General features: G+C 43.5%; 23 protein-coding genes, 1 riboswitch and 1 other annotated feature. Of the genes, 19 read left to right on the top strand and 4 right to left on the bottom strand.

Annotation, left to right across the window (positions count from 1 at the left end):
• Positions 1-13: 13 nt before the first annotated feature.
• Entirely contained in the window at positions 14-406 is a 393-nt protein-coding gene (locus WFH04_RS06020; RefSeq protein ID WP_336823159.1) for a thiol-disulfide oxidoreductase DCC family protein, read from the bottom strand.
• Between the two features lie 147 nt (positions 407-553).
• Here WFH04_RS06020 and WFH04_RS06015 point away from each other — a divergent pair, with 147 nt between their 5' ends.
• Together WFH04_RS06015 and WFH04_RS06010 are read left to right on the top strand one after the other, a co-directional pair.
• Complete coding sequence (locus tag WFH04_RS06015) at positions 554-736, top strand: hypothetical protein (RefSeq protein WP_336823158.1); 183 nt, start codon at positions 554-556, stop codon at positions 734-736.
• A 181-nt stretch (positions 737-917) separates the two neighbouring features.
• The gene (locus WFH04_RS06010) at positions 918-1205 is read left to right on the top strand and encodes a hypothetical protein (protein WP_336823157.1); all 288 of its coding nucleotides are present in this window, start codon (positions 918-920) and stop codon (positions 1203-1205) included.
• A 139-nt stretch (positions 1206-1344) separates the two neighbouring features.
• On the opposite strand, the gene metH is transcribed toward WFH04_RS06010, so the two are convergent.
• Positions 1345-4785 (bottom strand): methionine synthase, encoded by a 3441-nt coding sequence (metH, locus tag WFH04_RS06005; protein ID WP_336823156.1) that lies wholly within the window; start codon positions 4783-4785, stop codon positions 1345-1347.
• Positions 4766-6625, bottom strand: coding sequence for a bifunctional homocysteine S-methyltransferase/methylenetetrahydrofolate reductase (locus tag WFH04_RS06000; RefSeq protein WP_336823155.1), 1860 nt, complete (start codon positions 6623-6625; stop codon positions 4766-4768). The genes metH and WFH04_RS06000 overlap by 20 nt, the downstream gene beginning before the upstream one ends.
• Before the next feature lie 193 nt (positions 6626-6818).
• Positions 6819-6923, bottom strand: a riboswitch (SAM riboswitch).
• Positions 6924-7036: 113 nt separating this feature from the next.
• Between WFH04_RS06000 and WFH04_RS05995 the strand changes: the two genes are divergently transcribed.
• From WFH04_RS05995 to WFH04_RS05980, 4 genes are all read left to right on the top strand, one after another.
• On the top strand, positions 7037-7216 hold the full coding sequence (locus WFH04_RS05995; protein ID WP_336823154.1) for a hypothetical protein: 180 nt from the start codon (positions 7037-7039) through the stop codon (positions 7214-7216).
• A gap of 135 nt (positions 7217-7351) precedes the next feature.
• Entirely contained in the window at positions 7352-7948 is a 597-nt protein-coding gene (locus tag WFH04_RS05990) for a biotin transporter BioY (protein ID WP_336823153.1), read from the top strand.
• Positions 7945-8955, top strand: a complete 1011-nt coding sequence (gene bioB / locus WFH04_RS05985; RefSeq protein WP_336823152.1) for a biotin synthase BioB — start codon at positions 7945-7947, stop codon at positions 8953-8955. The genes WFH04_RS05990 and bioB overlap by 4 nt, the downstream gene beginning before the upstream one ends.
• Positions 8956-9843: 888 nt before the next feature.
• Positions 9844-11523, top strand: coding sequence for a hypothetical protein (locus WFH04_RS05980; protein ID WP_336823151.1), 1680 nt, complete (start codon positions 9844-9846; stop codon positions 11521-11523).
• A 246-nt stretch (positions 11524-11769) separates the two neighbouring features.
• On the opposite strand, the gene WFH04_RS05975 is transcribed toward WFH04_RS05980, so the two are convergent.
• The gene (locus WFH04_RS05975) at positions 11770-12348 is read right to left on the bottom strand and encodes a GNAT family N-acetyltransferase (protein WP_336823150.1); all 579 of its coding nucleotides are present in this window, start codon (positions 12346-12348) and stop codon (positions 11770-11772) included.
• 389 nt (positions 12349-12737) lie between these two features.
• Between WFH04_RS05975 and WFH04_RS05970 the strand changes: the two genes are divergently transcribed.
• The 13 genes from WFH04_RS05970 to rlmB all read left to right on the top strand — a co-directional run bounded on the left by WFH04_RS05970 (position 12738) and on the right by rlmB (position 26714).
• The gene (locus tag WFH04_RS05970; protein ID WP_336823149.1) at positions 12738-13208 is read left to right on the top strand and encodes a CtsR family transcriptional regulator; all 471 of its coding nucleotides are present in this window, start codon (positions 12738-12740) and stop codon (positions 13206-13208) included.
• A gap of 25 nt (positions 13209-13233) precedes the next feature.
• Positions 13234-13797, top strand: coding sequence for a UvrB/UvrC motif-containing protein (locus WFH04_RS05965; protein WP_336823148.1), 564 nt, complete (start codon positions 13234-13236; stop codon positions 13795-13797).
• Entirely contained in the window at positions 13787-14869 is a 1083-nt protein-coding gene (gene mcsB, locus WFH04_RS05960) for a protein-arginine kinase McsB (protein ID WP_336823147.1), read from the top strand. The genes WFH04_RS05965 and mcsB overlap by 11 nt, the downstream gene beginning before the upstream one ends.
• Positions 14870-15044: 175 nt before the next feature.
• Positions 15045-17489, top strand: a complete 2445-nt coding sequence (clpC, locus tag WFH04_RS05955) for an ATP-dependent protease ATP-binding subunit ClpC (protein WP_336823146.1) — start codon at positions 15045-15047, stop codon at positions 17487-17489.
• 73 nt (positions 17490-17562) lie between these two features.
• Positions 17563-18936, top strand: a complete 1374-nt coding sequence (gene radA / locus WFH04_RS05950) for a DNA repair protein RadA (protein WP_336823145.1) — start codon at positions 17563-17565, stop codon at positions 18934-18936.
• Between the two features lie 178 nt (positions 18937-19114).
• Positions 19115-20221: a PIN/TRAM domain-containing protein gene (locus WFH04_RS05945; RefSeq protein ID WP_336823144.1), complete on the top strand. Its 1107-nt coding sequence runs from the start codon at positions 19115-19117 to the stop codon at positions 20219-20221.
• Between the two features lie 83 nt (positions 20222-20304).
• Complete coding sequence (gene ispD, locus WFH04_RS05940) at positions 20305-20988, top strand: 2-C-methyl-D-erythritol 4-phosphate cytidylyltransferase (RefSeq protein ID WP_336823143.1); 684 nt, start codon at positions 20305-20307, stop codon at positions 20986-20988.
• A gap of 12 nt (positions 20989-21000) precedes the next feature.
• Positions 21001-21477: a 2-C-methyl-D-erythritol 2,4-cyclodiphosphate synthase gene (gene ispF, locus WFH04_RS05935; protein WP_336823142.1), complete on the top strand. Its 477-nt coding sequence runs from the start codon at positions 21001-21003 to the stop codon at positions 21475-21477.
• Between the two features lie 68 nt (positions 21478-21545).
• Positions 21546-23009, top strand: a complete 1464-nt coding sequence (gene gltX, locus WFH04_RS05930; RefSeq protein ID WP_336823141.1) for a glutamate--tRNA ligase — start codon at positions 21546-21548, stop codon at positions 23007-23009.
• A 52-nt stretch (positions 23010-23061) separates the two neighbouring features.
• Positions 23062-23279, top strand: a binding site (T-box leader).
• A gap of 217 nt (positions 23280-23496) precedes the next feature.
• Complete coding sequence (gene cysE, locus WFH04_RS05925; RefSeq protein WP_336823140.1) at positions 23497-24165, top strand: serine O-acetyltransferase; 669 nt, start codon at positions 23497-23499, stop codon at positions 24163-24165.
• Positions 24146-25543 carry a cysteine--tRNA ligase gene (cysS, locus tag WFH04_RS05920; RefSeq protein WP_336823139.1) on the top strand — a complete coding sequence of 466 codons (1398 nt, stop codon included), beginning with the start codon at positions 24146-24148 and terminating at the stop codon, positions 25541-25543. The genes cysE and cysS overlap by 20 nt, the downstream gene beginning before the upstream one ends.
• Entirely contained in the window at positions 25540-25986 is a 447-nt protein-coding gene (locus WFH04_RS05915; RefSeq protein ID WP_336823138.1) for a Mini-ribonuclease 3, read from the top strand. The genes cysS and WFH04_RS05915 overlap by 4 nt, the downstream gene beginning before the upstream one ends.
• Positions 25968-26714 carry a 23S rRNA (guanosine(2251)-2'-O)-methyltransferase RlmB gene (gene rlmB, locus WFH04_RS05910; RefSeq protein ID WP_336823137.1) on the top strand — a complete coding sequence of 249 codons (747 nt, stop codon included), beginning with the start codon at positions 25968-25970 and terminating at the stop codon, positions 26712-26714. The genes WFH04_RS05915 and rlmB overlap by 19 nt, the downstream gene beginning before the upstream one ends.

The following is a 26714-nucleotide window of genomic DNA, read 5'->3' as shown; positions in this document are numbered from 1 at the left end:
TTCATTCTTCCGGTCAAATAAACCTTTTTCTAATTTCAGGAGGAGGGAGCATGCAAGCGTCTTCGTTTTTACCAAACCATTTGTAACGATTTTTGGCGATATAGTCATAAACGCCGTCACGTAACTTTCTTGGGACGAGTATAAATAGAAAAAGAAGATGCCAAAGACCGTCCAATTTTTTCGCGATATGAAGGGCTGCTGCAGATTTGGTATACGATTTCCCTTTTTCAATTAATACAAGACTGTCTATGTCATCGGGGATTTTATATTGCTTCCGATATCTTTCTCCAGTTTCGCTTTGCAGCGAAGTAAAGTAGAAGTGGGCTGAAGGATCCCTTTTTATAATGAACTGAACGCTTTTATTGCAAAAATTGCATTCTCCATCAAATAAAATGATGCGCTTCAAGGACAGCACCTCCTATTTCTTATAGTATACCCGAATTAACGATTATAACTCTTAAAAAAGGGTATAGAAGTTTTAATAATGTCATATAAAATAACAAGCGTTTGAAATTGGTGGTTACCGGTATGAAAAAAAGGAGGGAAAGTTGAAGTGGGAAGTGAATTCGTTGATCCGCTTGAAATGGAGAAAAGAAAAGATCCTGAATTGATAGCAATAATGGAAATGATTGATGAAGGCTCGCCAGTTCATTATGATCACGATCATGATGGACTAAAAAAACTAAGAGAAGTAAATGGATTTGACGAAAAAGAGTTACCGCGAACCTATCAATAAGTTTGGAAGGATCGTTCTCCTACGGGGAATAGATCCTTTTTTAAAGCCGGTTTTGTTTTAGGGCATTATTGTGGATTCCTTAATATAGGTAAATGCCCGGCTGTTTTCCATAATTCACTTAGTCGCTCGCCCGTCTGTCCTTCCTTTTTGCACATGTAATAGAGGGAGGGGGTGAGTGAAGATGATGATGCATCATGGCCATTGTCATGGCAGCCATATGATGTCACACTGTCAAATGCCGCAATTGCAACCGGTTGTATGTCCGGCTCAACGTCGTTATCACGACCAATTTTTTCCGGTGGAACAGCCTATTATCCACCCGATCGTCAATGTAAACAGAGTGAATCCTGTTGTCGTACCGCGCAACTATTACACTGAAACGACTGAAAGCGTGATGGGCTCGCCAGTTTTCCCGGGACGAGGTTTTGGCGGCGGACGTAGATTTAACCGCTTTGGAAGACCGTTCTAAAACAGAAAACAAAGCTGTTCCGTACAAGCGGAACAGCTTTATTTATGTTTGTTGCAGAGGTAGTATAAACCGATTGAAAAAGAATCCGTTTTTGCTGCTTGTGCGTTCGCAACACTCGAATGGAAAGGATGCTCAACACCTATTCCACATTAAAATATCTTGCGTCAGGATGTGCGAACACCATTGCGGATACGGACGCTTCTGGCTCCATCATGAATTCTTCGGTTAGATGGACGCCGATGTCTTCAGGTTTCAGCAATTTGAAGAGCTTCGCTTGATCGTCCAAATTTGGGCATGCCGGATAGCCGAATGAGAAACGTTGGCCTTGATATTTGGCAGCGAATCGCTCACGCATTGTGAAGTCGGTTGCATCCGGGAACCCCCATTGGTCACGCATTTCTTGATGAACACGTTCAGCGAACCCTTCAGCCAATTCCAATGCAGTCGCTTGGAATGCATGGCTTTCAAGAAACTTACCTTCTTCTTTTAATTGTTCGGCATATTGTCGTACGCCGTGTCCAGCAGTCACTTGCATGAACCCGACGTAATCCATTTCTCCGCTATCTACTGATTTTAAATAGTCAGCGAGACAAAGGAAAGGTTCTTTTAGCTGTCGTGGAAAAGTGAATCGTTCAATGATCGTTTTCCTGTCATTCGGGTCATAAATGATCACATCATCCCCGTCTGACTGGGCAGGGAAAAATTGATACATTCCAGAAGCGGATAATCTTCCAGATTGAAGGAACTCTGTGACGAGCTTATGCAATTCAACCGCACGGGGCTCTTTTTCTAAAAGCATTTTATCAACATTTCCGCGCAGCCCTAAGTGATGTCCAATGAGTGTCCGCATATTGACATACGGATAGAGATGGGCGACGGAATAATCCTTCATTACTCTTCGTTTCAGGTCCTTCGGTACAAATACTCGTACGTCCTGCCTCACAGTCTTTACAGGTCTTGCAATGACGGCCACTCCGCCATCATTGCGCGTGGCACGGAGCGCTTCAGTTTCTTGCCGCTTCTCTTGTTTTTCTTCTATTTCCAATAGCAAAGATTGTCGGTCATCACTTTGCAATCGGTTGGCTAATTCCAAACCGATCATAGCATCTTTTGCATAAATGACCGGTCCGTCATATTCTGGCGCGATTTTCGTTTCGGTAAATCTGCGTGTCAAAGCTGCGCCTCCAACCATGACGGGAATATCGATGCCTGCCGCTTTGAAATCTTGTGCGGTGAGCACCATTTGTTGGGCGGATTTGACTAATAGCCCAGAGAGCCCAACGATATCCGGTTTCTCTTTCCGGATAACATCAATCAAAGTAGCGGGCGTCACTTTAATGCCGATGTCGATTACTTTATAACCATTATTGCTCAATATGATGTCGACAAGGTTTTTTCCAATGTCATGAACATCGCCTTTCACTGTTGCAAGGACAATTTTTCCTTTACCTGAATCATCCTCTTTTTTCTCCATGAACTGTTCCAAGAAAGAAACGGAAGCTTTCATCACTTCAGCACTTTGTAACACTTCTGCAACGATTAACTGATTGTCATTGAACAAACGCCCAACCTCCGCCATGCCATCCATGAGCGGTCCGTTAATAATATCAAGCGGAGTATCGTACATTTTGAGAGCCGCCTCAAGGTCCGGGATCAGCCCTTCCTTCGTTCCTTCTACTATGTAATAGGAGAGGCGTTCTGGCACTGTTTTCGGTATATCATCCTCCGTCTTCTCTTTCTTTTTATCCCGATAAAAATCCGTAAAGTCAGATAGTGTTTGGTCAGTCGTAGAGAATAACAAATCATTTGCGAGCTTTATTTCATTTTCTGGAATGGAAGCATAGCGTTCTAACTTTTCCGTGTTGACAATGGCATAATCGAGCCCGGCTTGTGTGCAGTGGTATAAATAAACGGCATTCAGCACTTCGCGACCGACAGGCGGCAGCCCGAATGAAACGTTGCTGACACCTAAAGTTGTTAATGACCTTGGCATTTTCTCTTTGATCAAACGGATGCCTTCAATCGTTTCAACTGCAGATCCGATATATTGCTCGTCGCCAGTTCCGACAGGGAATACTAACGGATCAAAAATGATGTCTTCGGGTGCAATCCCCCATTTATTAACGAGCAAATCGTAGGAGCGCTCTGCGACTTCAAGCTTTCTCTCACGTGTTACAGCCATGCCTGTTTCGTCGATTGTCCCGACGACAACAGCGGCGCCAAATCTTTTCACAAGAGGGAGGACTGCATCGAATCGTTCTTCGCCATCCTCCAAGTTGATGGAGTTAATAATTGCTTTTCCTTGCGAATATTTCAATGCTTCTTCAATTACTTGCTCATCTGTCGAATCGATGACGAGCGGCACTTTCACTTTTTTTACGACCTGCTGCATGAAATTTTTCATATCGCTTAATTCATCTCGGTCAGGATTCGCCAAGCAAATATCCAACACGTGGGCGCCGCCACGCACTTGAGCACGTGCAATTTCAGAAGCTTCTTCGAATTTCTCTTCGACGATTAGCCGCTTGAATTTGCGGGAACCAATAACATTCGTCCGTTCGCCTATAAGCAATGGCCGCATTGACGAATCGTAAAGAAGAGGCTCGATGCCTGATACGGCATGCGGTCTGTTCTCAACAGGCTTTTGACGAGGAGGCAAGCCATCGACAGCCTCTTTGATCGCCCGAATGTGCGCAGGTGTCGTGCCGCAGCATCCGCCAACCATGTTCAGCCAGCCTTTTTCGGCAAAACCTAAAAGCTTTTGAGATAAAGACTCGGGAGATTCATGGTAATGACCTTCTTCATCGGGCAAGCCGGCATTCGGATAGCAAGTGACATAGCTCGCTGCCAAATCTGAAAGGGAGCGAAGGTGATCGGTCATGAATTCAGGGCCAGTCGCACAATTCAATCCAACTGACAATGGTTTAATATGCTCGATGGAAATATAGAATGCTTCAATGCTTTGCCCTGCCAAAGTCGTTCCCATCGGTTCGATCGTCCCTGAAATCATCACGGGCAATTCGATGCCAGTCTCCATGAATGCTCGTTTAATGCCAATCGTTCCAGCTTTGACGTTCAGCATGTCTTGACTCGTTTCCATAAGGAGCAAATCAGCACCGCCTTCGATCAGAGCTTTCGCTTGCACATAAAAGTTTTCCGAAAGCTTGTCAAATGTCGTACCGCCGGTGACGGACAATGTTTTAGTCGTAGGTCCGATCGCTCCTGCGACAAATCTTGGACGTTCCGGGGTGGAATAATCCTTCGCGCATGCTTTTGCAATTTCGACCGCTTTTTTGTTAATTTCATGTGATAGGTGGCCGAGGCTGAATTCATCCAATACGAGGGGGGTTCCCCCGAATGTATTTGTGCTAATAATATCTGCACCGGCTTCCAAATAAGCACGGTGGATTTTGTCTAAAATGTCAGGTCTCAGTACATTTAAATATTCATTGCAGCCTTCGTATTCTTCGCCCCCAAAATCTTCGGCAGATAAGTTTTCGGCTTGCAACATTGTGCCCATCGCCCCATCTATGATGAGGATTCTCTTTTCAAGATGCTGTTCAATAAGATGTTTCGGCATGGACAAACTCCCTCTCCTTCTTCCCATCCAATAGTTGGATATGTTTTATTAACTCCAATGACATATCGTATCGGAGAAATGGTGTAATGATATAGATGCCATTGAAAAGCTTCGCCGCTGTATCGATCAATTCCTTTGAGATAGCAATACCTTCCGCTGTAGCCCGTTCGCGGTCATCTCCACAATCGCGCATCCGTGCAAGTACATCTTCAGACAGCTTAATACCAGGTACTTCATGATGCAGGAATTCGGCATTCCGAATATTCGTCAACGGCATAATGCCTATGAAAATCGGTGTATCCAAATGCTTTGTCGCTTCATATATTTCCTCGATTTTCTCTTTCGTATAAACAGGTTGTGTAATGAAATAATCCGCCCCACACTCAATTTTCTTTTCCAATCGCTTAACGGCACGATCCAATACTCGGACATTAGGATTGAAGGCGGCGGCTACTGAAAATTTCGCTTTTTTGCGGAGCGGTTTCCCGGAGAAGGAAATGCCTACGTTCAACTGCTTAATGAGTTGAATTAATTCCAAGCTCGATACGTCGTAGACGCTCGCTGCTCCCGGAAAATCGCCGACCTTCGTAGGATCGCCAGTAACTGCCAAAATATCGTGGATACCAAGTGTATCAAGCCCCATTAAGTGTGATTGCAAGCCAATTAGATTATGATCGCGGCAAGTTAGATGCACTAGTGGTCGTATAGCATGCTGTTGTTTCAATATAGAGCCCATCGCCATATTGCTAATCCGTGGCGAGGCTAAAGAATTGTCTGCCATCGTTACAGCGTCAACTCCTGCGTTATGAAGCTGTTTCGCCCCTTCAATATAAGCTTCCGTTTCTAAATGGCGAGGCGTATCCAGTTCGACGATGACTGTCCGTTCTCTTTTTGCCTTTTCATGAATGGGTTCGAATAATGCAGGTTCAGCATCGCGTATTACAATCGGTTTTTGGGATTTAACTTCTTTCTTTGTAACCGGCTTTAAGCCGGCTAATTGTTTTTTAACAGCTGCAATATGTTTAGGTGTCGTGCCACAGCAGCCGCCGATCAGACGAACCCCTTCATCGCGCAGTAAAGCGGCTGCTTTTCCGAAGTAATCAGCTTCAGATGAGTAGACGATTCGCCCATCTTCCACATCAAGCAAACTGGCATTCGGAGCTGCGGAGAGCAGAAGTCCATCCGTGAGATTCACTTTTTCAAATGCTTGGATTGTATGGTAAGGACCTAACCGACAGTTGACTCCGACGACATCAGCCCCTAAATCGGAAAGCCTATGCAATGCTTCGTTCAGCACCAAGCCATTTTGGAGTATTCCCGGTTCCTCCATGGAAACTTGGGCGATGATAGGCACATCTGTTAATTTCTTGAGTGCCTCGACAACTGTCGTCAGCTCTTCAAAATCATAGTACGTTTCAAGCAATAAACCGTCAGGATCTCCGGACAATAAAGCATCAGCCTGTTCATGGACAATATGGAGAACTTCTTGCAAAGAGGCATCGCTTTTACGGATTCCACGTAATCCGCCGATTGTCCCTAAAACGTATTGTCCTCTGCGTGCGGCTGCCCGCTTGGCAATGTCCATTGCAGCTGTATTGAATTCCTTCACACGATTCTGCATGCTGTAGCGAGATAATTTCAATGCGTTGGCGCCATATGTATTGGTTTGAATGATGTCCGCACCTGCAGCGATATATTCCTCATGGATTTTTTCAATCACTTCTGGTTTTTCTACATTTAGCTCTTCGTAGCAAAAGTCGATTCCGTATGAGTAAAGCAATGTTCCCATCGCACCGTCCGCCGTCAAAATATCTGTCTTCAATCTTTCAAGTAATGTCATGTTTTCCACCCTTTCTTTGCATATTGTTCAATCAAGGAATAGATGAAAATAATTATTTTTGATTCAGCACGTTATGAATATCCGCAGAATAATGGATATTATGCTTGCGAAGGAGAGTGGTCATTTGCTGAAATAAAAATAAAAAGCCTTCTGAAAATAAGAAGGCTTCGAATATGCGAATAAAGATCGCTCCTTCTCATCTATCAGGCAAGTATGCCTGCTGGAATTAGCACCTGACCAATAATGGCTGGTTGCTGAAGCTTCGACGGGCCAGTCCCTCAGCTTCTCTTGATAAGAATAGATATGCAGTTATTAGAATAATTTAAAGTATCATACCCTTTATTGTTTCATACGTCAATAGCTGAATTATGATAGAATGGGCGTACGAATAGATAATAGTAGGTGAAAACGTTGAGGATTTTCAAATTTTCCGTTCCAATTGCGCTTTTGGTTGCTGGGATTGCATGGGTTATGCTCAGTAAAAGCTTTCAGGAAGTTCCGGGTATGCATCGTGTTTGGATTACGATTGGAGCAGCAGTCCTGAGCGGGGTACTTGCCCATTTTTTATTTCCTAAGAGCGAAGATAAATAACGTTGAAAAATCGATAGCGAAAATAGCTGTCGATTTTTTATTGTACTATTTGAGTTAACTTAAAATATTTTTGGGTTGACACAAATGGTGTCAGCTATTATTCTATTAACAGAAAACAAAAGGGGTGTATATTGAATGACTACGACAACTGTGAAAACGAAAAGTTCTATGAGTGCACTGAGCCTTGTCTATTGCGGAATGTTTGCAGCACTTATGATGATCGGAGCGAATATTACAACGTTTGTGCCGTTCTTAGTAGTTGGTGGGGTGCCGATTACGTTGCAAACGTTTTTCTCTATTTTGGCAGGTTTGATTTTAGGAAGCCGTTTAGGTGCAATATCGATGACGGTATATATGGCATTAGGGCTTGTAGGGGCACCGGTATTTACAAAATTTCAAGGCGGATTTGGGTATATTTTAAGTCCTACTTTTGGTTTTGTTTTGTCGTTTATTCTCCTTGCATACGTAGCGGGATTGATCGTTGAAAGGTATGGGAGCTTGAAGAGCTATATCGTTGCTGCGTTAGTCGGGATGAGCATCAATTATTTATTCGGCACGAATTGGATGTATTTTTCGTACAAGTTTTGGGCAGCTGCACCGGATGCATTCAGTTATGCAGTTGCATGGGCGTGGATGGTTCCTCCGTTGCCGAAAGACATCCTCTTATCGGTTTTGGCAGGCATTTTCAGCCACAGGATGTATAAAGTGCTGAAAGTGAGGCGATCGCATTGAGGGGACTCGACTTTAATGCCATAGCGGATCGTGTGCTGTCAGGCGAGGACATTACGGATGAAGAAGCGATGGCCATTTTGGACTGCCCTAATGAGGAGCTGCTTCTGTTGTTGAATGCTTCATATAAAATCCGGAGTTTTTATTATGGGAATAAAGTAAAGTTGAATATGATCATCAATACGAAATCAGGTTTATGTCCGGAAAACTGTGGATATTGTGCCCAATCGATTGTTTCAAAAGCGCCAATTGAAAAGTATGCGATGATGAAGCAGGAAGAAATCGTCGCAGGTGCTGAACGAGCGGCATCCGTAAATGCAGGGACGTACTGTATCGTTGCGAGCGGACGTGGACCGGTGAACAGGGAGCTTGAAATTGTCGTTGACGCAGTCAAAGAAATTAAATCAAAGCACCGTGATATGACGGTGTGCGCTTGTCTCGGCATTTTAAAGCCGGAACAAGCAAAACGGCTGAAAGAAGCGGGCGTTGACCGATACAATCACAATATTAATACGTCGGCAGCCCATCATAATAACATTACAACGTCGCATACATACGAAGATCGTGTCAATACGGTATCTTTAGCTAAAGAGGCCGGTATTTCGCCGTGTTCCGGCGTTATTGTCGGCATGCGCGAAACGAAAGCGGATGTCATTGCAATGGCGCGTAGTTTGCATGCGATGGATGCTGACTCAATTCCAGTAAATTTTTTGCATGCAGTTGACGGCACGCCGCTTGAGGGGACGAAAGAACTGACGCCGCGATACTGTTTAAAAGTGCTTTGCCTGTTCCGTTTTATGAATCCAACGAAAGAAATTCGGATTTCGGGAGGCAGGGAAGTGAACTTACGCTCGCTCCAGCCATTAGGTCTTTACCCGGCCAACTCAATTTTTATTGGGGACTATTTGACGACAGCAGGGCAGGAAAGTGATCGGGACAAGCAGATGTTAGAAGATATGGGGTTTGAAATTGATCTGGAACCGCTTGGAAAAGAAGCTTTGGTGAAGTAATAGATGAACGCCGTTTTATGATCGTTCTTATTTTTATAGAGTAAAAAGTGTGGCTATCTACTAGTAATTTAAGCTACTGGATAGCCTTTTTGTTATGTCCGTAAATTAGAGGCTCTTTATTCCAAAAATCAATTTTAACTCATTTCGATTTTCTAATTTGGCTTCTTAGGTTTTTTCTCTTTAAAAATCGATAAGGAGGGTTTTGTTATTTGGGAAATATCATTTTTAACTTCAATTATAACATTGTGTTTCGGGATTATTAAGCAGTCTTGGTTCTTAACATTCATAAGCACAATTGCTTTTTTGCCTACCGCTTACTATTTTTCGGGAGCAAATAGCGCTTTAAAATACATGGGTTCAACCCCAATTGTTTTACTATTGTTGACAATCTACTTTTGGTTTTTAAGGAAAAACACCAAAACTTTGTAATGGTAAAAGAACGGTAAAGTCAGGCAGACTGCAGGTTTGTACGCTCAAAACACCTGCAGTTGGATAAATCCAAATTTAACTCGACCATGACAACGGTAAAATTGATCTGGATGGAAGTGTACCTAAAAATTGTTTAAATAACTATTCCTTACAATTGAACGGAATGAGGTCTACCAATCGGCATCTTTCCGCGAACCCTTGACAGTGAGAAGGGTCAAGTTAACCTCACCACTGTTCTTTGGAGAACGAAAGTGCTTTATGAGTTTTTTAAAATGATTTAAGATTTATGCGCATGGCATGTCGTAGTACCCGTTTTCAGTTATCGTTTGTGTTAAGGGAACTGTTTATACGTTTTTTGATAAAAGCCTTATGCCGGTATTTTTAATTTATGTGAAACGATCGTCTTGCTCAACCGTATAAAAGAGTAGGTGATAATCCCAAATAAAAGAGGAGTTTTGTATGACACACTTATTATTGTTTTCATTAGTGGCGGGCATCATTTCGGCAATGGTTATTGTTCCGTTTACAGCGGTAAAGAAAGAGAGCGGTGAGGCGGCATTCAATAGGATTGCTGCTCTATCTGCGACAGTTGTTGCAATGACTGTCATTACCTTTGCAATTTATTATATAACGAACATGGATCGGAATTGGACATCGCTTTGGGCGTTGCTTCTTATTGTTACTTTTATTGGGGCGCTGCTTTCGACAGGAAAGGAACGAAGCGCCAAGGTTGTGCTCTTTTTAGGGGCACTATGCGTTGGGGCGTATATTCTAAGCGCACCGGTTTTCAACGCAAATAAAAAGTTTGCGGCGATGGAAATGGAGCAGCAAGTGGAAATCAAGGCGTTTGATGAAACGAAGACACCAGCAAGTGTGCCGCCTAAATTTGCGCGGAATAAAATGAAGAAGGCATTTGGGCAAGTACCGAATACGAGCTACTATGAATTGGGCCATTTGCAAATTCAAAAAGTGGATGGGAAATTTGTTTATATCGCTCCTGTAGAGTTTTCGGGCTTCTTTAAATGGTGGAATGGTAAGACGACTCCGGGCTATTTTACGATGAGCGCGACAGATTCGAATGATAATCCGAAGTTTGTAAAGACGGAAATGGCCTATACACCATCGTCGTACTTCCATAAACAAGTGGAACGTCATATGCGTATGGCAAAGCCGAATTTAATTTTTTATGGTGATGTGCAACTTGAAATTGATGATGAGGGCAAGCCGCATTATATCCGCTCTTATGGTGAGTTCATTACTGCGCGGAACGGCTTTGACGTGAAAGGGATCGTTATGGTAGACCCGGAAACAGGGGAAGTGGAACAATATTCACTTGAGGAAGTGCCGGAGTTTGTTGACGGCGCAGTTTCACCAGAAGCGGTCAGTCTTCAAAACAGTTATTTCGGGAAATATATTCATGGTTTTTGGAACTCAATTATCGGGAAAAAAGATGTGAAATTGCCTTCAGACGAAGGAGTAGAGGCGAATGTCAGCCCGGTATTCGATGAAAATGGGCATATGTATTATTTCACTGACTTTACGAGCCCGAAAGAGGAAGTTGATTCGATGTTAGGCTATGCGCTAACGGATGGTCGAACGGGCGAAGGGATTTATTATACAGGTAATTTGGAAGAATCGTATATGGATTCCCAAGGCACTTTACAAATAATCGAGAAGAAGTTCATTGAAAAGAAATGGTCCGGGGAAATGCCGGTACTTTATAACTTTTACGGTGAAGCAAGTTGGCTGACGCCGGTGCTTGATTCAAATGGGTTCCTACAAAACTACTTTATCGTTTCGGCGGCGAATCCCGAGATCTCTGTCTATGCAAATTCGCCGAATGAGGCATTGAAGCTTTATAAAACAGCTTTGCAGCGTGGCGGCAGTACGGTCGATGGAAGCTCGAATGCTGAGGAAGTGAAGACGACGGTCAATGTTGTCCGTGTGTATAAAGAACGTGTAGGCGACTTCACGATTGTTTCCGTGTTGGGTGATGATGGCAAAAATTATATCGTATCGACGGAAGCAATTCCGCTTTCGATCTATGTACAGGAAGGCGATCGTCTCGCCATTACGTTTTACGAAACAGGAGAGCTATTCCTTACTGTGAAAGAAATGAAAAATTTAACAATCGAATAGTAAAGAGGCAGCCGTCTTATTTTCTGGGGGCTGCCTTTTCCTGTTGTAAGTCGACAAATTGCTAAGTTAGGTGACATTCATGATATATTCCTCTTTAAGTCCATCCGTAAAAGGCAATGCTCGGATAAAGGCGAACAGTTTGTCGAATTCTGTTTCATTACTGCAAGATGTTTAAAGAGTTTCACGCGGGCTGGAAAAGGAATAAAAAAAGCGGAGGGAAAATCCTCCATGTAGCTAATGATTTTATCATGAACGAAAGGAATCTAAAATGTTCTTTTTCCCTTCTGTTTTAAAAGTGAGAACTTTATCGGTCGGTTCGTATTGATCGCCGTAGAAAGTCTCATCCTTATACGTGTGGATTTCTTCGTATGTTGTTTTCATCGCTTCGTAAACCGCTTCTTCATCTGCTTCGGTTGGCGACCAATAGAGAATTTCCATTTCATTTTGCTTACCTGTTGATAGCGATCTTCTACTATAACCAATTCTTCTTGCATGGTGAAATTGCTCTCTGGCATAAAACCGCAGTCTTTTCTCGGTATCCGTATCTTTATAATCGAGCGGCTCCACTTCAAGTATAATCGGTTTTCCTTTCTGTTTTAATGATGCTATTAACTTTTTGCCTATGCCCATGCCACGTGATTTTTCGGAGACATATAAATAATCGATAAAGATGAATGTTTCCGTTTCTGCATACATTAGAACGTGGTGGAGGCCTTCTTCTTTTCGATAAACATTATTTTTATCTTTCAAAAGTGCATCCATATGTTCTTTCGACTTCATTTCTTCAATTGGAAAATATTCGCTAAGCTTATCATACCAGTTCATTTTTAGATTCTCCTCCGTTAATAGGTGTGAAAATATGCATAAGATAGAACATGAATCATCAGCTACTTGAATGCCCCTCTGTGTTCAAGATTCAACTGATTATAGAGCGAGTTTCGGGTGTGCAAATGGGGTAGAGAGGGTGAAAAGGACGGACATGATAAAAGATGATTGTTTGCCTCAATCATCCTCATCCGTCCTAAGCCCGCTCGAAGAAGAGGAAAAAGAGGTCAGAAAAAATCCTCAAAAAGATAAATACCCGATTTTTAAAACTTTAAACATACATCTTTTCACATTGCTTATCGATTGATTTTAAGGACTTTTTTCATGTACAATTAAGTCAAATATAGTCAAAGTCAGCGAATGGACATCTAAGAGAAGAGGTGAATAGGATGCGTAACATTTCAGATATTATAGAAGGGTATTTGAAGGCGATTATCGAAAAGGAAGATAAAGGCGCTATTGAGATTAAAAGAAGTGAAATTGCGGAAAAATTTCAATGTGTGCCTTCTCAGATCAACTATGTTATTAATACCCGATTCACATTGGAGCGCGGTTATGCGGTCGAGTCAAAACGGGGTGGCGGAGGATACATTCGTATTTATCGTATCCAAGCAAATTCGCATAAGGAATTGATCGAGCATATTTTGGAAGGATTGCAAAATGGAGCGACTTATACGATGGCTGAAGATGTAGTACATAGGCTATTGGAAGATAAGGTTATCTCCATGCGCGAAGCTAAAATCATACTTGCAGCGGTTGATCGTACGACGCTCCATTATCCATTGCCCGAACGAGATGTCATAAGGGCTCGAATTTTGCAGGCGATGCTATTGACGTTACTATACGAACAAATGGAATGATAAATTTGATAAGGACGAGGTGGCAATGATGAACTGTGACAACTGTAAAGAAAGACCGGCGTCTGTCATATTTACACAGGAAAGTATGAGCGGCACTTCGGAGCGACATCTTTGTGAAAAATGCGCATTCCAATCGCAAATGTTTCAATTCGATCCGAATCAGGAACCGTTGTCCATCCAACAATTCCTTTCTCATTGGTTTGGTGGAACAGAATTTCAGCCGTATCAGCAAACGAGGGAAAGTGCGCCGGAAGGGCCGAAATGTCCAGAATGTGAGTTGACTTTCAAACGCTTCATGGAAATTGGCAAATTTGGATGTCCGACTTGCTATGATACATTTAGAGATAAATTGCCGCGTATATTAGGAAAGCTTCATAACGGCCATACAAAACATGTTGGCAAGATTCCAATTTCATTCAATGAACATTTTGCTTTGAAGAAGAAAATAGAAGAAATTCGAGTGAGAATGCAAGATGCTATTGCGGAAGAGCGATTTGAAGAAGCTGCGATATTGCGTGATGAAGTAAATGAATTGAAGCAACGTCTATCAGAAAGTGGCGATGGAGGTGCAAACGGCCATGTCAATTGATAAATTCATGAAGCATGCGACTACGGGATGGATGACTTCTCACGGAGAGCAATCCGATATAGTTATGTCGACCCGTATTAGGCTTGCACGCAACTTGAGAGGGCATCGTTTTCCGATAGCGTCTACTGAAGAGGAAGCACAAAAGGTCGATGAAGCAGTTACAGCATCTTTGCTTAATTCTAATGAAAACGGGTATGCCTATATGAAGATGTCGGATATTCCCGCATTGGAGAGGCAAGTATTAGTAGAAAAGCATTTAGTTAGTCCTCAGTTGATAAATCCGGACCGCCATGGCGCTGTTATTTTATCAGAAGACGAGACGCTCAGCATCATGGTCAATGAAGAAGATCATATCCGAATACAATGCATTTATCCTGGTTTCCAATTAGAAAATGCTTACGAGCATGCAGATTCAGTTGATAATTATCTTGAAAATGAACTGCCGTATGCTTTCGATGAGGATTTCGGTTATTTGACGAGTTGTCCATCGAATACCGGTACTGGAATGCGGGCATCTGTCATGATGCATTTGCCGGCGTTGACCATTACGAAACAGATTGAAAGGATCATTCCGGCTATTACGAGATTAGGTATGGTCGTGCGCGGCAGCTACGGCGAAGGAAGTGAAGCGCCAGGGAATGTATATCAAGTGTCAAATCAGACAACGCTTGGTAAGACGGAAGAGGAAATTCTATCTGAGTTGAAAAACATTGTATTGCGATTAATTGCTCATGAAAGGCGCTCACGCGAACTATTGCTGTCTAAATCCAAAATCGCTTTGGAAAATAAGCTTTTCCGCTCATTGGGCATCATTTCATATGCAAGGCTATTGCCTTCGGGAGAAGCGGCGAGATGTCTTTCCGACGTACGCCTCGGCATAGACTTAGGCATTATTGAAGATATCGACATGATTATTTTGAATGAATTGATGATCTTCATGCAGCCTGGTTTTCTCCAACAATACGCTGGCTCCGAATTGACTGCGGAGGAAAGGGATATTTTTAGGGCAAAGCTATTTCGAGAAAGATTGCATGTCGATCGGCAATCAACAGAAAATTCCTCGGAAGAATGAGCGTCTGTTTTGCATTGATCGTGAACGCTCTGTATAATTAAGTCAAAGATAGTCAAAGTCAAAACGAGTAGTAGGTCGCCTATGTTTTATAGGCGGCGTCTCTCTCCCGTTATGTGAAGTTTGAAGGTCAGAATCGACCCTAATTAGGGTATTTGATAAAGAGGAGTGATCGTATATGATGTTTAATCGTTTTACGCAGCGTGCGCAAAAAGTTTTGCAATTAGCTCAAGAAGAAGCGATTCGATTAAAACATGAATCCATCGGTACCGAACATATTTTATTAGGATTGATTCGTGAAGGCGGTGGCATCGCTGCTAAAGCACTCGAAGCGATTGACGTCAGCTTTGAAACAATTGAAAAAGGAGTAGAAAGCCTCGTTGGTTCCGGTTCGAAAGAAGTCGGTCCGATTGTACACTATACGCCAAGAGCGAAAAAAGTGATTGAACTGTCTGTAGATGAGTCTAGAAAATTAGGTCACTCCTATATCGGCACGGAGCATATTCTTTTGGCGTTGATCCGTGAAGGAGAAGGCGTGGCAGCAAGAGTGTTAAATAATGCCGGCGTTAGTTTGAACCGCGCAAGACAACAAGTACTTCAGCTATTAGGAAATAATGACAGCTCAGTCGGTACGCAAAGTAATTCTTCATCTGCGTCAACGCCGACTTTGGACAGCTTGGCCCGCGATTTAACAGAAGTGGCCCGTGAAGGAACGTTGGATCCGGTCATCGGTCGTAGCAAAGAAATTACACGTGTGATCGAAGTGTTGGCAAGACGGACGAAAAACAATCCGGTACTAATCGGTGAGCCGGGTGTAGGTAAGACGGCTATTGCAGAAGGGCTCGCGCAACAAATTGTTAATAATGAAGTTCCTGAAATTTTGCGTGACAAACGTGTCATGACATTGGATATGGGAACTGTTGTCGCGGGAACAAAATATCGTGGAGAATTTGAAGACCGCATGAAGAAAGTGATGGAAGAAATCCGTCAGGCGGGCAATATCATTTTATTCATAGACGAGTTGCATACGTTGATTGGTGCTGGTGGAGCGGAAGGCGCTATCGATGCATCGAATATTTTGAAGCCGTCACTTGCCCGCGGTGAACTGCAATGCATCGGTGCCACAACGCTCGATGAATACCGCAAATATATCGAGAAAGATGCTGCGCTTGAAAGAAGATTCCAGCCGATCCAAGTTGATGAGCCAACTGTGGATGAAACGATTCAAATTATCAACGGCTTGCGTGACCGTTATGAAGCGCATCATCGCGTAAAAATTACGGATGAGGCAATTGAAGCGGCAGCGAAAATGTCAGACAGATATATTTCAGATCGTTTCTTGCCAGACAAAGCAATTGACTTGATTGATGAGGCGGGTTCAAAAGTGCGCTTGCGCTCCTACACGACTCCGCCGGATTTAAAAGAGTTGGAAGCGAAATTAGAAGCGATTCGACATGAAAAGAATGCAGCGGTACAAAGTCAAGAGTTTGAAAAAGCAGCATCATTCCGAGACAAAGAGCAAAAGATGAAAGACGAGCTCGAAAGAACGAAAACAGAATGGAAAGAAAAACAAGGCAAGAAAGAGTCTGAAGTGACTGTGAATGACATTGCCGAAGTTGTAGCGATGTGGACCGGCATACCGGTTGCAAAGATTGCGGAGACCGAGTCTGCGAAGTTATTGAATATGGAAGAGCATTTGCATGAACGCGTCATCGGGCAGAAAGAAGCAGTGACAGCGATTTCTCGTGCGATCCGAAGAGCGCGTGCAGGGTTGAAAGATCCAAAACGTCCGATCGGCTCCTTCATCTTCTTAGGTCCTACAGGTGTCGGTAAAACCGAGTTGGCCAGAGCGTTGGCTGAATCGATGTTTGGCGATGAAGACGCGATGATTCGTATCGATATGTCCGAGTACATGGAAAAACATGCAACTTCACGTTTGGTCGGATCTCCACCGGGATATGTAGGTTATGACGAGGGTGGACAGCTAACAGAAAAAGTTCGCAGGAAACCGTACTCGGTCGTCTTGTTGGATGAAATTGAAAAAGCACATCCCGATGTTTTCAATATCCTTCTTCAAGTGCTTGAGGATGGTCGTTTGACCGATTCGAAAGGCCGTACAGTAGATTTCCGGAATACGGTTGTCATTATGACATCAAACGTTGGAGCAGAAACATTGAAGAAAAACCGCTATGTCGGCTTTAATTTGCAAGACGGCGAAAGAGATTATGATGATATGAAGAAGAGTATGTTGGATGCTCTTAAAAAGGCATTCCGTCCGGAGTTCTTGAATCGTGTAGACGAAATGATCGTATTCCACTCATTGGAAAAAGAACAATTGCGTGAAATTGTTACGTTAATGTCCGATGAGTTAACAAAACGTCTTGCTGAGCAAGATATTGAACTCGTCCTAACGGATGAGGCGAAAAACAAAATTGCGGATGAAGGCTACGACCCTGAATACGGGGCACGCCCATTGCGCAGAGCTCTCCAAAAGCATGTTGAAGACCGCTTATCAGAAGAGTTGTTGAAAGGCAAAGACTTAATGGGTGGCAAAGTGATTGTCGATGTAGAAGATAATCAATTTGTTGTAAAAACTGAAAAAATGGTTGCGACGGAGAAATAATGAAAATAGAATGGCCCTTCTGTAGAATGATTTCTACAAAGAAGGGCTATCTTTTTCATATATGGAGGATTTTATGGCGAAGAAAAAAGTGAAGTTCATGTGCCGGGATTGCGGTTACGAATCTCCGAAATGGATGGGCAGATGTCCGGGCTGCGGGGAATGGAATACGATGGATGAAGAAGTTGAATTTGTACAGAAAGGGCCGCGTGGAGCATTTCAGCATACGGAAACAATTCAAAGCAAGGCAATGCCGATTAGTGCAATTGAAACGGTGGAGGAGCCGCGCGTAGAAACTGATCTTGATGAGTTGAACCGCGTATTAGGCGGTGGGATCGTTCCTGGTTCACTTGTTTTAATCGGCGGTGATCCGGGCATAGGTAAATCGACTTTGTTGCTGCAAGTGTCTTCATTGCTTGCCAATAAAAAACAGCGCGTCCTCTATATTTCTGGTGAAGAATCGATTCGGCAGACGAAGCTGAGAGCAGAACGATTGGGCGTTAAATCAGATGAACTATTTATTTACGCCGAAACGGATTTATCAAAAATCCATGAAACGATTAACGATGTGAAGCCACAATTTGTTATTGCAGATTCCATTCAAACGATCCATCATCCAGAGGTCACTTCAGCTCCTGGGAGTGTGTCGCAAGTACGCGAGTGTACAGCAGAACTTATGCGGATTGCAAAAACGCAGAACATCGCAATCTTCATTGTTGGACATGTAACGAAAGATGGCCAGATTGCCGGTCCTCGTTTACTTGAACATATGGTTGACACGGTCCTCTATTTTGAAGGAGAACGCCATCATACGTATAGGATTTTGCGAAGTGTCAAAAATAGATTTGGCTCAACGAATGAGATTGCTATTTTTGAAATGCTGCAATCCGGGCTGAAAGAAGTGTTAAACCCTTCTGAACTGTTTCTTAGAGAGCGTTCACAAGGAGGGGCGGGATCGACTGTTGTCGCGTCTATGGAAGGTACGAGGCCTATCTTGGTCGAAATTCAAGCACTTGTCACACCGTCGAGCTTCAATTATCCGAAGCGCATGGCGACAGGGCTTGATCAAAACCGAGTTTCATTATTAATGGCTGTCTTGGAAAAGCGTATGGGCATGCTTTTGCAGGCGCAGGATGCTTATATAAAAGTCGCTGGCGGCGTTAAATTAGATGAGCCTGCGATTGACTTAGCAGTGTTAATGAGCATCGTTTCGAGTTATCGGGATGCGTCCGTAGGGATTTCCGATTGTTTTATCGGAGAGGTGGGGCTCACCGGCGAGGTGCGCCGTGTTTCTCGCATAGAACAACGGGTGACAGAAGCGGCAAAATTGGGGTTTGAGCGCGCCATTATCCCGTCTTCGAATCTTGGAGGGTGGGATTATCCGGCAGGGATTCAAGTTGTAGGCGTCGAAACAATTAAAGATGCGATGCAAGTTGCGTTTGGACAGTAAAAGTTCACGGAACTGTTGGAAAAGCAGTTCCGATGTCCTTCTTTTTCTCCTACTTCGGAACTTCATTTATTTTAAAACGCTCCTAATAAAGAATGAAAAATGTATTGTAGGAAGGTTCTGAACGGCGGAAAAAATGGAAAACATGTATAGTTAAAAGTAAGATAAGGAGGTGTTGTACATGTTGAAAAGAGTGGTTCAGATCGGATTGATCCTCATTGGTGGAACGCTTGGTGTTTTATTTTTACCGCATTTATTTTCTTTATCTTCATTTACCTCGAAGCCGGTGATCGACAATCCGTATGTTGCCGCAACTTTGGGTGCTGTTTTACTATCTCTCATTGGTCTTGTAGTTACGGATCCTATTGTAAATTTCATTAAGTGGATGGAAGACCGGCTATTGAAGACCCCTATTTTCGATTTGCTGTTTGGAACAATTGGTCTGATTGTAGGTTTAAGTGTCGCTTTTCTCGTCAGCTTTGGTCTGAGCAGTGTGGAAATTGGATTCATTACATCTGTTCTGCCCGTCCTGCTCTCCATCTTATTAGGGTACCTTGGTTTCCAAGTTGGATTTAAAAAGAGAGAAGAATTTCTTCATGCTGTCTTGGCGATGAGAAGCAATACGCCTAAAAAGAAAGAGGCAAGTGATGCGTCTGCTCGCGGCCCCCAATCGAAAATGAATAAAATACTTGATACAAGTGTCATTATTGACGGCAGAATTGCGGACATTGCCGCAACAGGTTTTTTAGAAGGTCTGCTCGTTGTTCCTCAATTCGTTTTAACAGAGTTGCAGCATATCGCCGACTCATCGGATACATTGAAAAGGACGAAAGGGAGACGAGGTCTGGATGTGCTAAAGCGTCTACAAACAGATGACGGTCCGAATATTTTGATTACAGATGTGGATTTTAACGATGTCGCAGAAGTGGATTTAAAATTGGTCCGCTTAGCAAAGCAAATGAATGGCCTTGTCGTGACAAATGATTTCAATTTGAATAAAGTCGCTGATTTGCATGGGGTATCCGTGTTAAATATTAACGATTTGGCGAATGCTGTGAAGCCTGTCGTCATTCCAGGTGAGGAAATGCATGTGGCTGTCATTAAGGATGGCAAGGAATACAATCAGGGCGTCGCTTATTTGGAAGATGGGACGATGATTGTCATTGAAGATGGAAGATCACAAATTGGCCAATCCATTGACGTCGTTGTAACAAGTGTCTTGCAAACTTCTGCTGGCCGCATGATTTTTGCAAAGCCTAAAAACGGGAAAAGCGCCAAAGCGAACTGATATTATCCGGTCGAATGTAATAGGAAAATCCGGTCCGATTAGACCGAAGTCAATTGGTTGGCAAGAAAGATGAGGATTTGAAGATGGAACGTTATACAGTTATGATACCTGCTGCAGGAAGTGGGCAGCGCATGGGCGCCGGTATGAACAAGCTTTTTCTTAAATTGGATGGCAAGCCGATATTGATTCATACGCTTGAGGTTTTTGAAAATGATGCCTCCTGTTCAAACATCATTCTGTCGATAAAGGAATCAGAACGGACAGTGATTGAATCGATGCTTAATCGGTTTAGCATATCGAAAGTGGTGGCTCTTGTCGAAGGTGGCAACGAGCGACAACAGAGCGTAGCTGCCTGCCTGCGAGCATATGAGGGTAATGGCGTTGTTCTTGTTCATGACGCGGCTCGGCCTTTTATTGAACATGAAGTCATCGGCAAATTGGTTGAAGTTGCGAGCGTGCATGGAGCGGCTGTTGCCGGTGTTCCGGTAAAGGATACGATAAAGATTGTTGAAGATGGAATGGTTGCGGAAACCGTTGAGCGTTCGAAACTTTGGTCAATCCAAACACCGCAGGCATTCCGTTATGCTATATTGAAGGAAGCTTCCGATAAAGCGGAGGCCGAAGGATTTTTAGGCACAGACGAATCGATGATTGTTGAACGTTTAGGCTACTCTGTGCGAATTGTTGAAGGTACGTATGAAAATGTGAAAATGACGACGAAAGAAGACATAGTGTTTGGCGAAGCGCTATTGAGGCAAGGTCGGTAGGAGGAAATGATGATGATCCGTATTGGGCAAGGGTTTGATGTACATCAGTTTGAGGAAGGGCGCCCTTTAATTATTGGGGGAGTTACGATTCCGTACGAGAAAGGGCTGACAGGCCATTCAGATGCGGATGTTTTATTGCATACAGTGACGGATGCGGCACTTGGGGCAATCGGTGAAGGAGATATTGGCAGGCATTTCCCGGATACGGATGCTGCATTCAAGGATGCGGATTCTGCGGTTTTATTGGAGAAAATATGGGCGCTTGTAGAAGAGAAAGGATATCGTTTAGGCAATATTGATTGTACGATTATTGCCCAAAAACCGAAAATGGCGCCACATATTGATGCGATTCGTTCGAGAATTGCCGAGCTATTGAAGGCAGACGTGTCCCAAGTGAATGTAAAAGCGACAACGACGGAGAAATTGGGATTCACTGGGCGTGGAGAAGGAATCGCTTCTATGGCGACGATTCTTCTCATGAAAGATTGAGTTCTTTCAAATTGAATGAAGCAGTGTTAAAATGACACTGAATCAAATAAGAACGGAGATGCACGAATATGACAACTGAAGTACGCGTACGCTATGCGCCGAGCCCGACCGGCCATTTACATATTGGCGGTGCACGGACGGCTTTATTCAACTATTTGTTTGCACGTCATCACGGCGGCAAATTCATCGTCCGTATTGAAGATACGGATACGGAAAGAAATATTGAGGCTGGCGAATTATCACAGCTGGATAACTTGAAATGGTTAGGCATCGAACACGATGAGTCTGTTGACGTTGGCGGCGAATACGGTCCGTATCGTCAAATGGAAAGACTTGAATTATATACAAAGTATGCGCAAGAAATGTTGGAGAAAGGCCATGCGTATAAATGCTTCTGTACTTCTGAAGAATTGGAAGCGGAACGTGAAAGACAAAAAGCTGCAGGAGTGGCAGCGCCGATGTACGCAGGTACATGCCGTAATTTGACTGCTGAAGAAGTTGCGGAGAAGGAAGCGGCAGGCATGCCGTATACGATCCGCATGAGAGTACCTGAGAATGTAACATATGAAGTCGATGATCTTGTGCGCGGCTCTGTTTCCTTTGAATCGAAAGATATTGGCGACTGGGTTCTTGTGAAAGCAAATGGTATCCCTACGTACAACTTTGCTGTTGTTGTCGATGACCATTTAATGAAAATATCCCATGTTTTCCGTGGTGAAGAACATTTGACAAACACGCCAAAGCAACTGATGGTTTACGATGTGTTCGGATGGGAATCTCCTCGTTACGGTCATATGACGTTAATTGTCAATGAAGATCGTAAAAAACTTTCGAAGCGTGACGAATCAATTATTCAATTCATTTCACAATATAAAGAGTTAGGCTATTTGCCAGATGCAATGTTCAACTTCTTTGCGCTGTTAGGCTGGTCTCCAGGTGGGGAAGAGGAAATCTTCTCACGTGAACAGTTGATCGAGATGTTCGATGAAAGTCGTTTATCGAAGTCGCCTTCTATGTTTGACAAGCAAAAACTGACTTGGATGAACAACCAATATGTGAAGAAATTGAGCTTGGATGAGGTAATTGATCTGACATTGCCGCATCTTCAGGCAGCTGGCCGTGTCAATCAGGAAATGACCGAAGAGGAACGCAAATGGGTTCATGACTTGATCGCCCTGTACCAAGCGCAATTAAGCTATGGTGCAGAAATTGTCGAATTGACAGCCCAATTCTTCAACGATGATATTGAATATGATGAACAATCCAAGGAAATTCTCTCCGGAGAGCAAGTTCCTGAAGTGATGGCTTCTTTCGAACGTCAATTGAAGGCGCTTGAAACATTTGAGCCAGCGGCAATTAAAGCGGTAATTAAAGAAGTGCAAAAAGAGACGGGTCATAAAGGGAAAAACCTATTCATGCCGATTCGTGTCGTAACGACTGGGCAAGCGCACGGTCCGGAATTACCGGATTCCATCGCTTTGATCGGCAAGGAAAAAACAATTGAGCGGGTTGCGAAATTCGCAAAAGCGTAATGTAGTTGACATTTTAAACATTCTATGTAAAATTGACATACATCTATATTGAACGAAAGCATTGAGAAGGAGAAGTACAGATTGCATGCTCATTAGAGAGGATCATCACCGGCTGAAAGTGATCCGTGCCTCTGCGATTTGGAAATGCCCCTTTGAGCGCTGTGCCGAATCATAGTAGGCATAGACGTCTTGCCGGCGTTAGCGGCCTTAAGCGGGAAAGGCAGAAGCCTTTTCAAGTGGAGTGGAACCGCGCATTTTTGCGTCTCTGTCTATTTATGGACAGAGGCGTTTTTTATTGCTTTGCTTTGAAGACGTGTAAAGCGGTGCTTATGCTTGTTTGGAGAGCGATATGCGCTTAGGAAGGTGCTTATGCGCTTTTGATAGACTGTGTGCACATGAGGCCGGCATTTATGGATCATAGTTGGGCTTTTATGCGCTTTTGGGCTGCTTTATGCGTATTTCATCAGTTAATAAAGGAGGAAGGCAAGTGTTCCGTCGGATGAAGGAAGATATACGATGCGTTTTTGAACAGGACCCTGCGGCGAGAAGTTCAATTGAAGTGATATTGACGTATTCAGGATTGCATGCGGTTTGGCTGCATCGGATTGCACATTGGTTTTATAAAAGAAAATTATTGTTCATCGCAAGGGTGATTTCGCAAGTAGGCCGCTTTTTGACTGGCATTGAAATCCATCCGGGAGCGCGGATTGGTAGGCGTCTCTTCATTGACCACGGAATGGGTATTGTCATCGGGGAAACTTGTGAAATCGGTGATGATGTAACGCTCTACCAAGGTGTCACATTAGGAGGAACAGGGAAGGAAAAAGGAAAACGCCATCCTACGTTGCATAATAATGTGTTAGTTGCTTCAGGTGCAAAAGTATTAGGATCGATTACGATTGGAGAAAACAGTAAAATCGGTGCAGGATCAGTCGTGTTGAAGGATGTACCGGCAGATTCAACGGTCGTTGGAATCCCGGGGAAAGTGGTCATGATGAATGGTGTCCGCGTTAAGGATAGATTGGATCATCATAAGATGCCTGATCCTGTTGCCGATACTTGCAATCGCCTTGAAAATGAGATTATGCAGTTGAAGCAACGTCTTGCTCAATTGGAAAAGAAAGAGGGAGAAAAAGATGAGTATACAAATATATAACACATTGACGAGGAAAAAGGAGCCTTTCATTCCTTTAGAGGAAGGCAAGGTGAAAATGTACGTTTGCGGACCTACCGTATATAACTACATTCATATTGGGAATGCGAGACCAGTTATCGTATTTGATATGGTGCGCAGATATCTCGAATATAGAGGCTATGACGTGAAATTTGTTTCCAACTTTACAGATGTGGATGATAAAATTATAAAAACAGCTAATGAATTAGGCGAGGAAGTTGGAGAGCTGACAGAGCGGTTCATCAATGCTTACTTCGAAGATGTCACTGCTTTAGGATGCAGCAAAGCGGATGCCCATCCGCGAGTGACGGAGCATATCGATGATATTATCGCTTTCGTCCAAGTGCTCATCAATAAGGGGTACGCATACGAGTCGTCTGGAGATGTATATTACCGGACAAGGAAGTTTGAAGGATATGGCAAGCTTTCCCATCAATCAATCGACGAATTGAAAGTCGGCGCCCGGATTGAGGAAAGCGACATTAAAGAAAATGCTTTAGACTTTGCGCTATGGAAGTCGGCGAAAGAAGGAGAAATATCTTGGGATAGTCCATGGGGCCCTGGCCGTCCTGGGTGGCATATTGAGTGCTCGGTCATGGCACGCGAGCATTTGGGCGATACGATCGATATTCATGCGGGCGGGCAAGATTTGACATTCCCGCATCATGAAAATGAAATTGCGCAATCGGAAGCGATGACAGGCGAACCGTTCGCTCGTTATTGGATGCATAATGGCTATATTAATATTGATAATGAAAAAATGTCAAAATCACTCGGGAATTTCATTTTAGTCCATGATATCCGTAAAAAGATTGATCCGAAAGTACTTCGTTTCTTCATGCTATCTGTCCATTACCGTCACCCTGTGAATTTTTCGCAGGAGCTTGTTGAAAGTGCGGCGAATGGGTTAGAGCGTATTGAGACGGCTTATAATAATGTAAAGCATCGGTTGAGCTCCTCTGCGAACTTAGGAGATCAGAAGGATATTTGGATCTATAAAGCGGATGAAATTGTTCGTCAGTTCGAGGAAGCGATGGACGATGATTTTAACACAGCTAACGGCATTGCGGCGATCTTTGAATTAGTGAAGCTGTCGAATATGTATTTATTGGAAAAGAATACGGAAACAGTTGTTTTAGAACATTTCATTACTTTGTTTGATCAGCTCATGACGGTGTTAGGAATTCCGCTTCTTGAAGAAAGTATATTGGATGAGGAAGTTGAGGCTTTGATCGAGGAAAGATTAACGGCAAGAAGAGAGCGCAACTTTGCCCGGGCAGATGAAATTCGTGATAAGTTGAAGGCGCAAGGCATCCTTTTGGAAGATACCGCACAAGGCACAAGGTGGAAAAGGGGATGAGCAACGTGTATCAACTGAGACCCGCAGATGTGAAGCAATTAAATGCATTAGCGCTCGCTTATATGGGAGATGCTGTATATGAACAGGCGATCCGCGAACATCTTCTTCGTTCCGGGCGCGTGAAGCCAAACGTATTGCATAGAGAGGCGACGAAGTACGTGTCTGCGAAAGCACAAGCTGCCTCGGTCAAAAGAATGCAGGAAACCGGATTTTTGACCGAGGAAGAGCAGGCCGTTCTGCGCCGCGGACGGAATGCGAAGTCTGGCACTGTTCCGAAAAATACGGATGTGGTTACTTACAATCAAAGCTCAGGATTTGAAGCGGTAATTGGCTATTTATTTTTATTGGAAAGATATGACCGTGTCAATGAAGTGATTCGGGAAACGGTGAAATTGGTGGAAGGACCGAAAGAGGAGGCGGCAGCATGCAAGAAACAGAATTGATTGGCGGAAAGAACCCAGTCGTAGAAGCACTCCGCTCGGGCAGGGAATTGAATAAGATCTTCATTGCCGAAGGATTGAATAAAAAAAGCATCGGTGAAATTTTGTCGCTTGCCAAGAAGTCGGGAATCATTGTCCAGCCGGTTCCGAAGCAAAAATTGGACGGAATGTTAGATGTCAATCACCAAGGGATTATCGCATCGGTAGCAGCATACAGCTATGCAGAGCTTGATGATTTATTTGCGATAGCGGAAAACCGGGAGGAAGATCCGTTCTTCATCATTTTGGATGAATTGGAAGACCCTCATAACTTAGGATCCATTCTACGTACTGCTGATGCAGTCGGCGCGCACGGCGTCATCATTCCAAAGCGGCGCTCAGTTGGTTTGACTGGAGTAGTGGCGAAAGCTTCTACCGGTGCGATTGAGCATATCCCTGTCGTGCGTGTCAATAATCTTTCTCAAACTGTAGATGAATTAAAAAAGAGAAATGTTTGGATTGCCGGAACAGATGCAGCGGGATCACAGGACTATCGTTCAATGGACGCGACTTTGCCGCTCGCTATTATTATCGGGAGCGAAGGGAAAGGGATGTCGCGTATTTTGAAAGAGAAATGCGATTTTCTCTACCATTTGCCGATGGTAGGACATGTTACTTCCTTGAACGCTTCTGTAGCTGCTTCCATTTTGATGTATGAAGTGTTACGCAAGCGTTCGCCTGAACAGCCGTGA

This window comes from Sporosarcina sp. USHLN248 (assembly GCF_037144575.1).
GTDB lineage: Bacteria > Bacillota > Bacilli > Bacillales_A > Planococcaceae > Sporosarcina > Sporosarcina contaminans.
The sequence above is the reverse complement of the archived record's forward strand: the minus strand, read 5'-3'. Positions and strand labels throughout refer to the sequence as shown.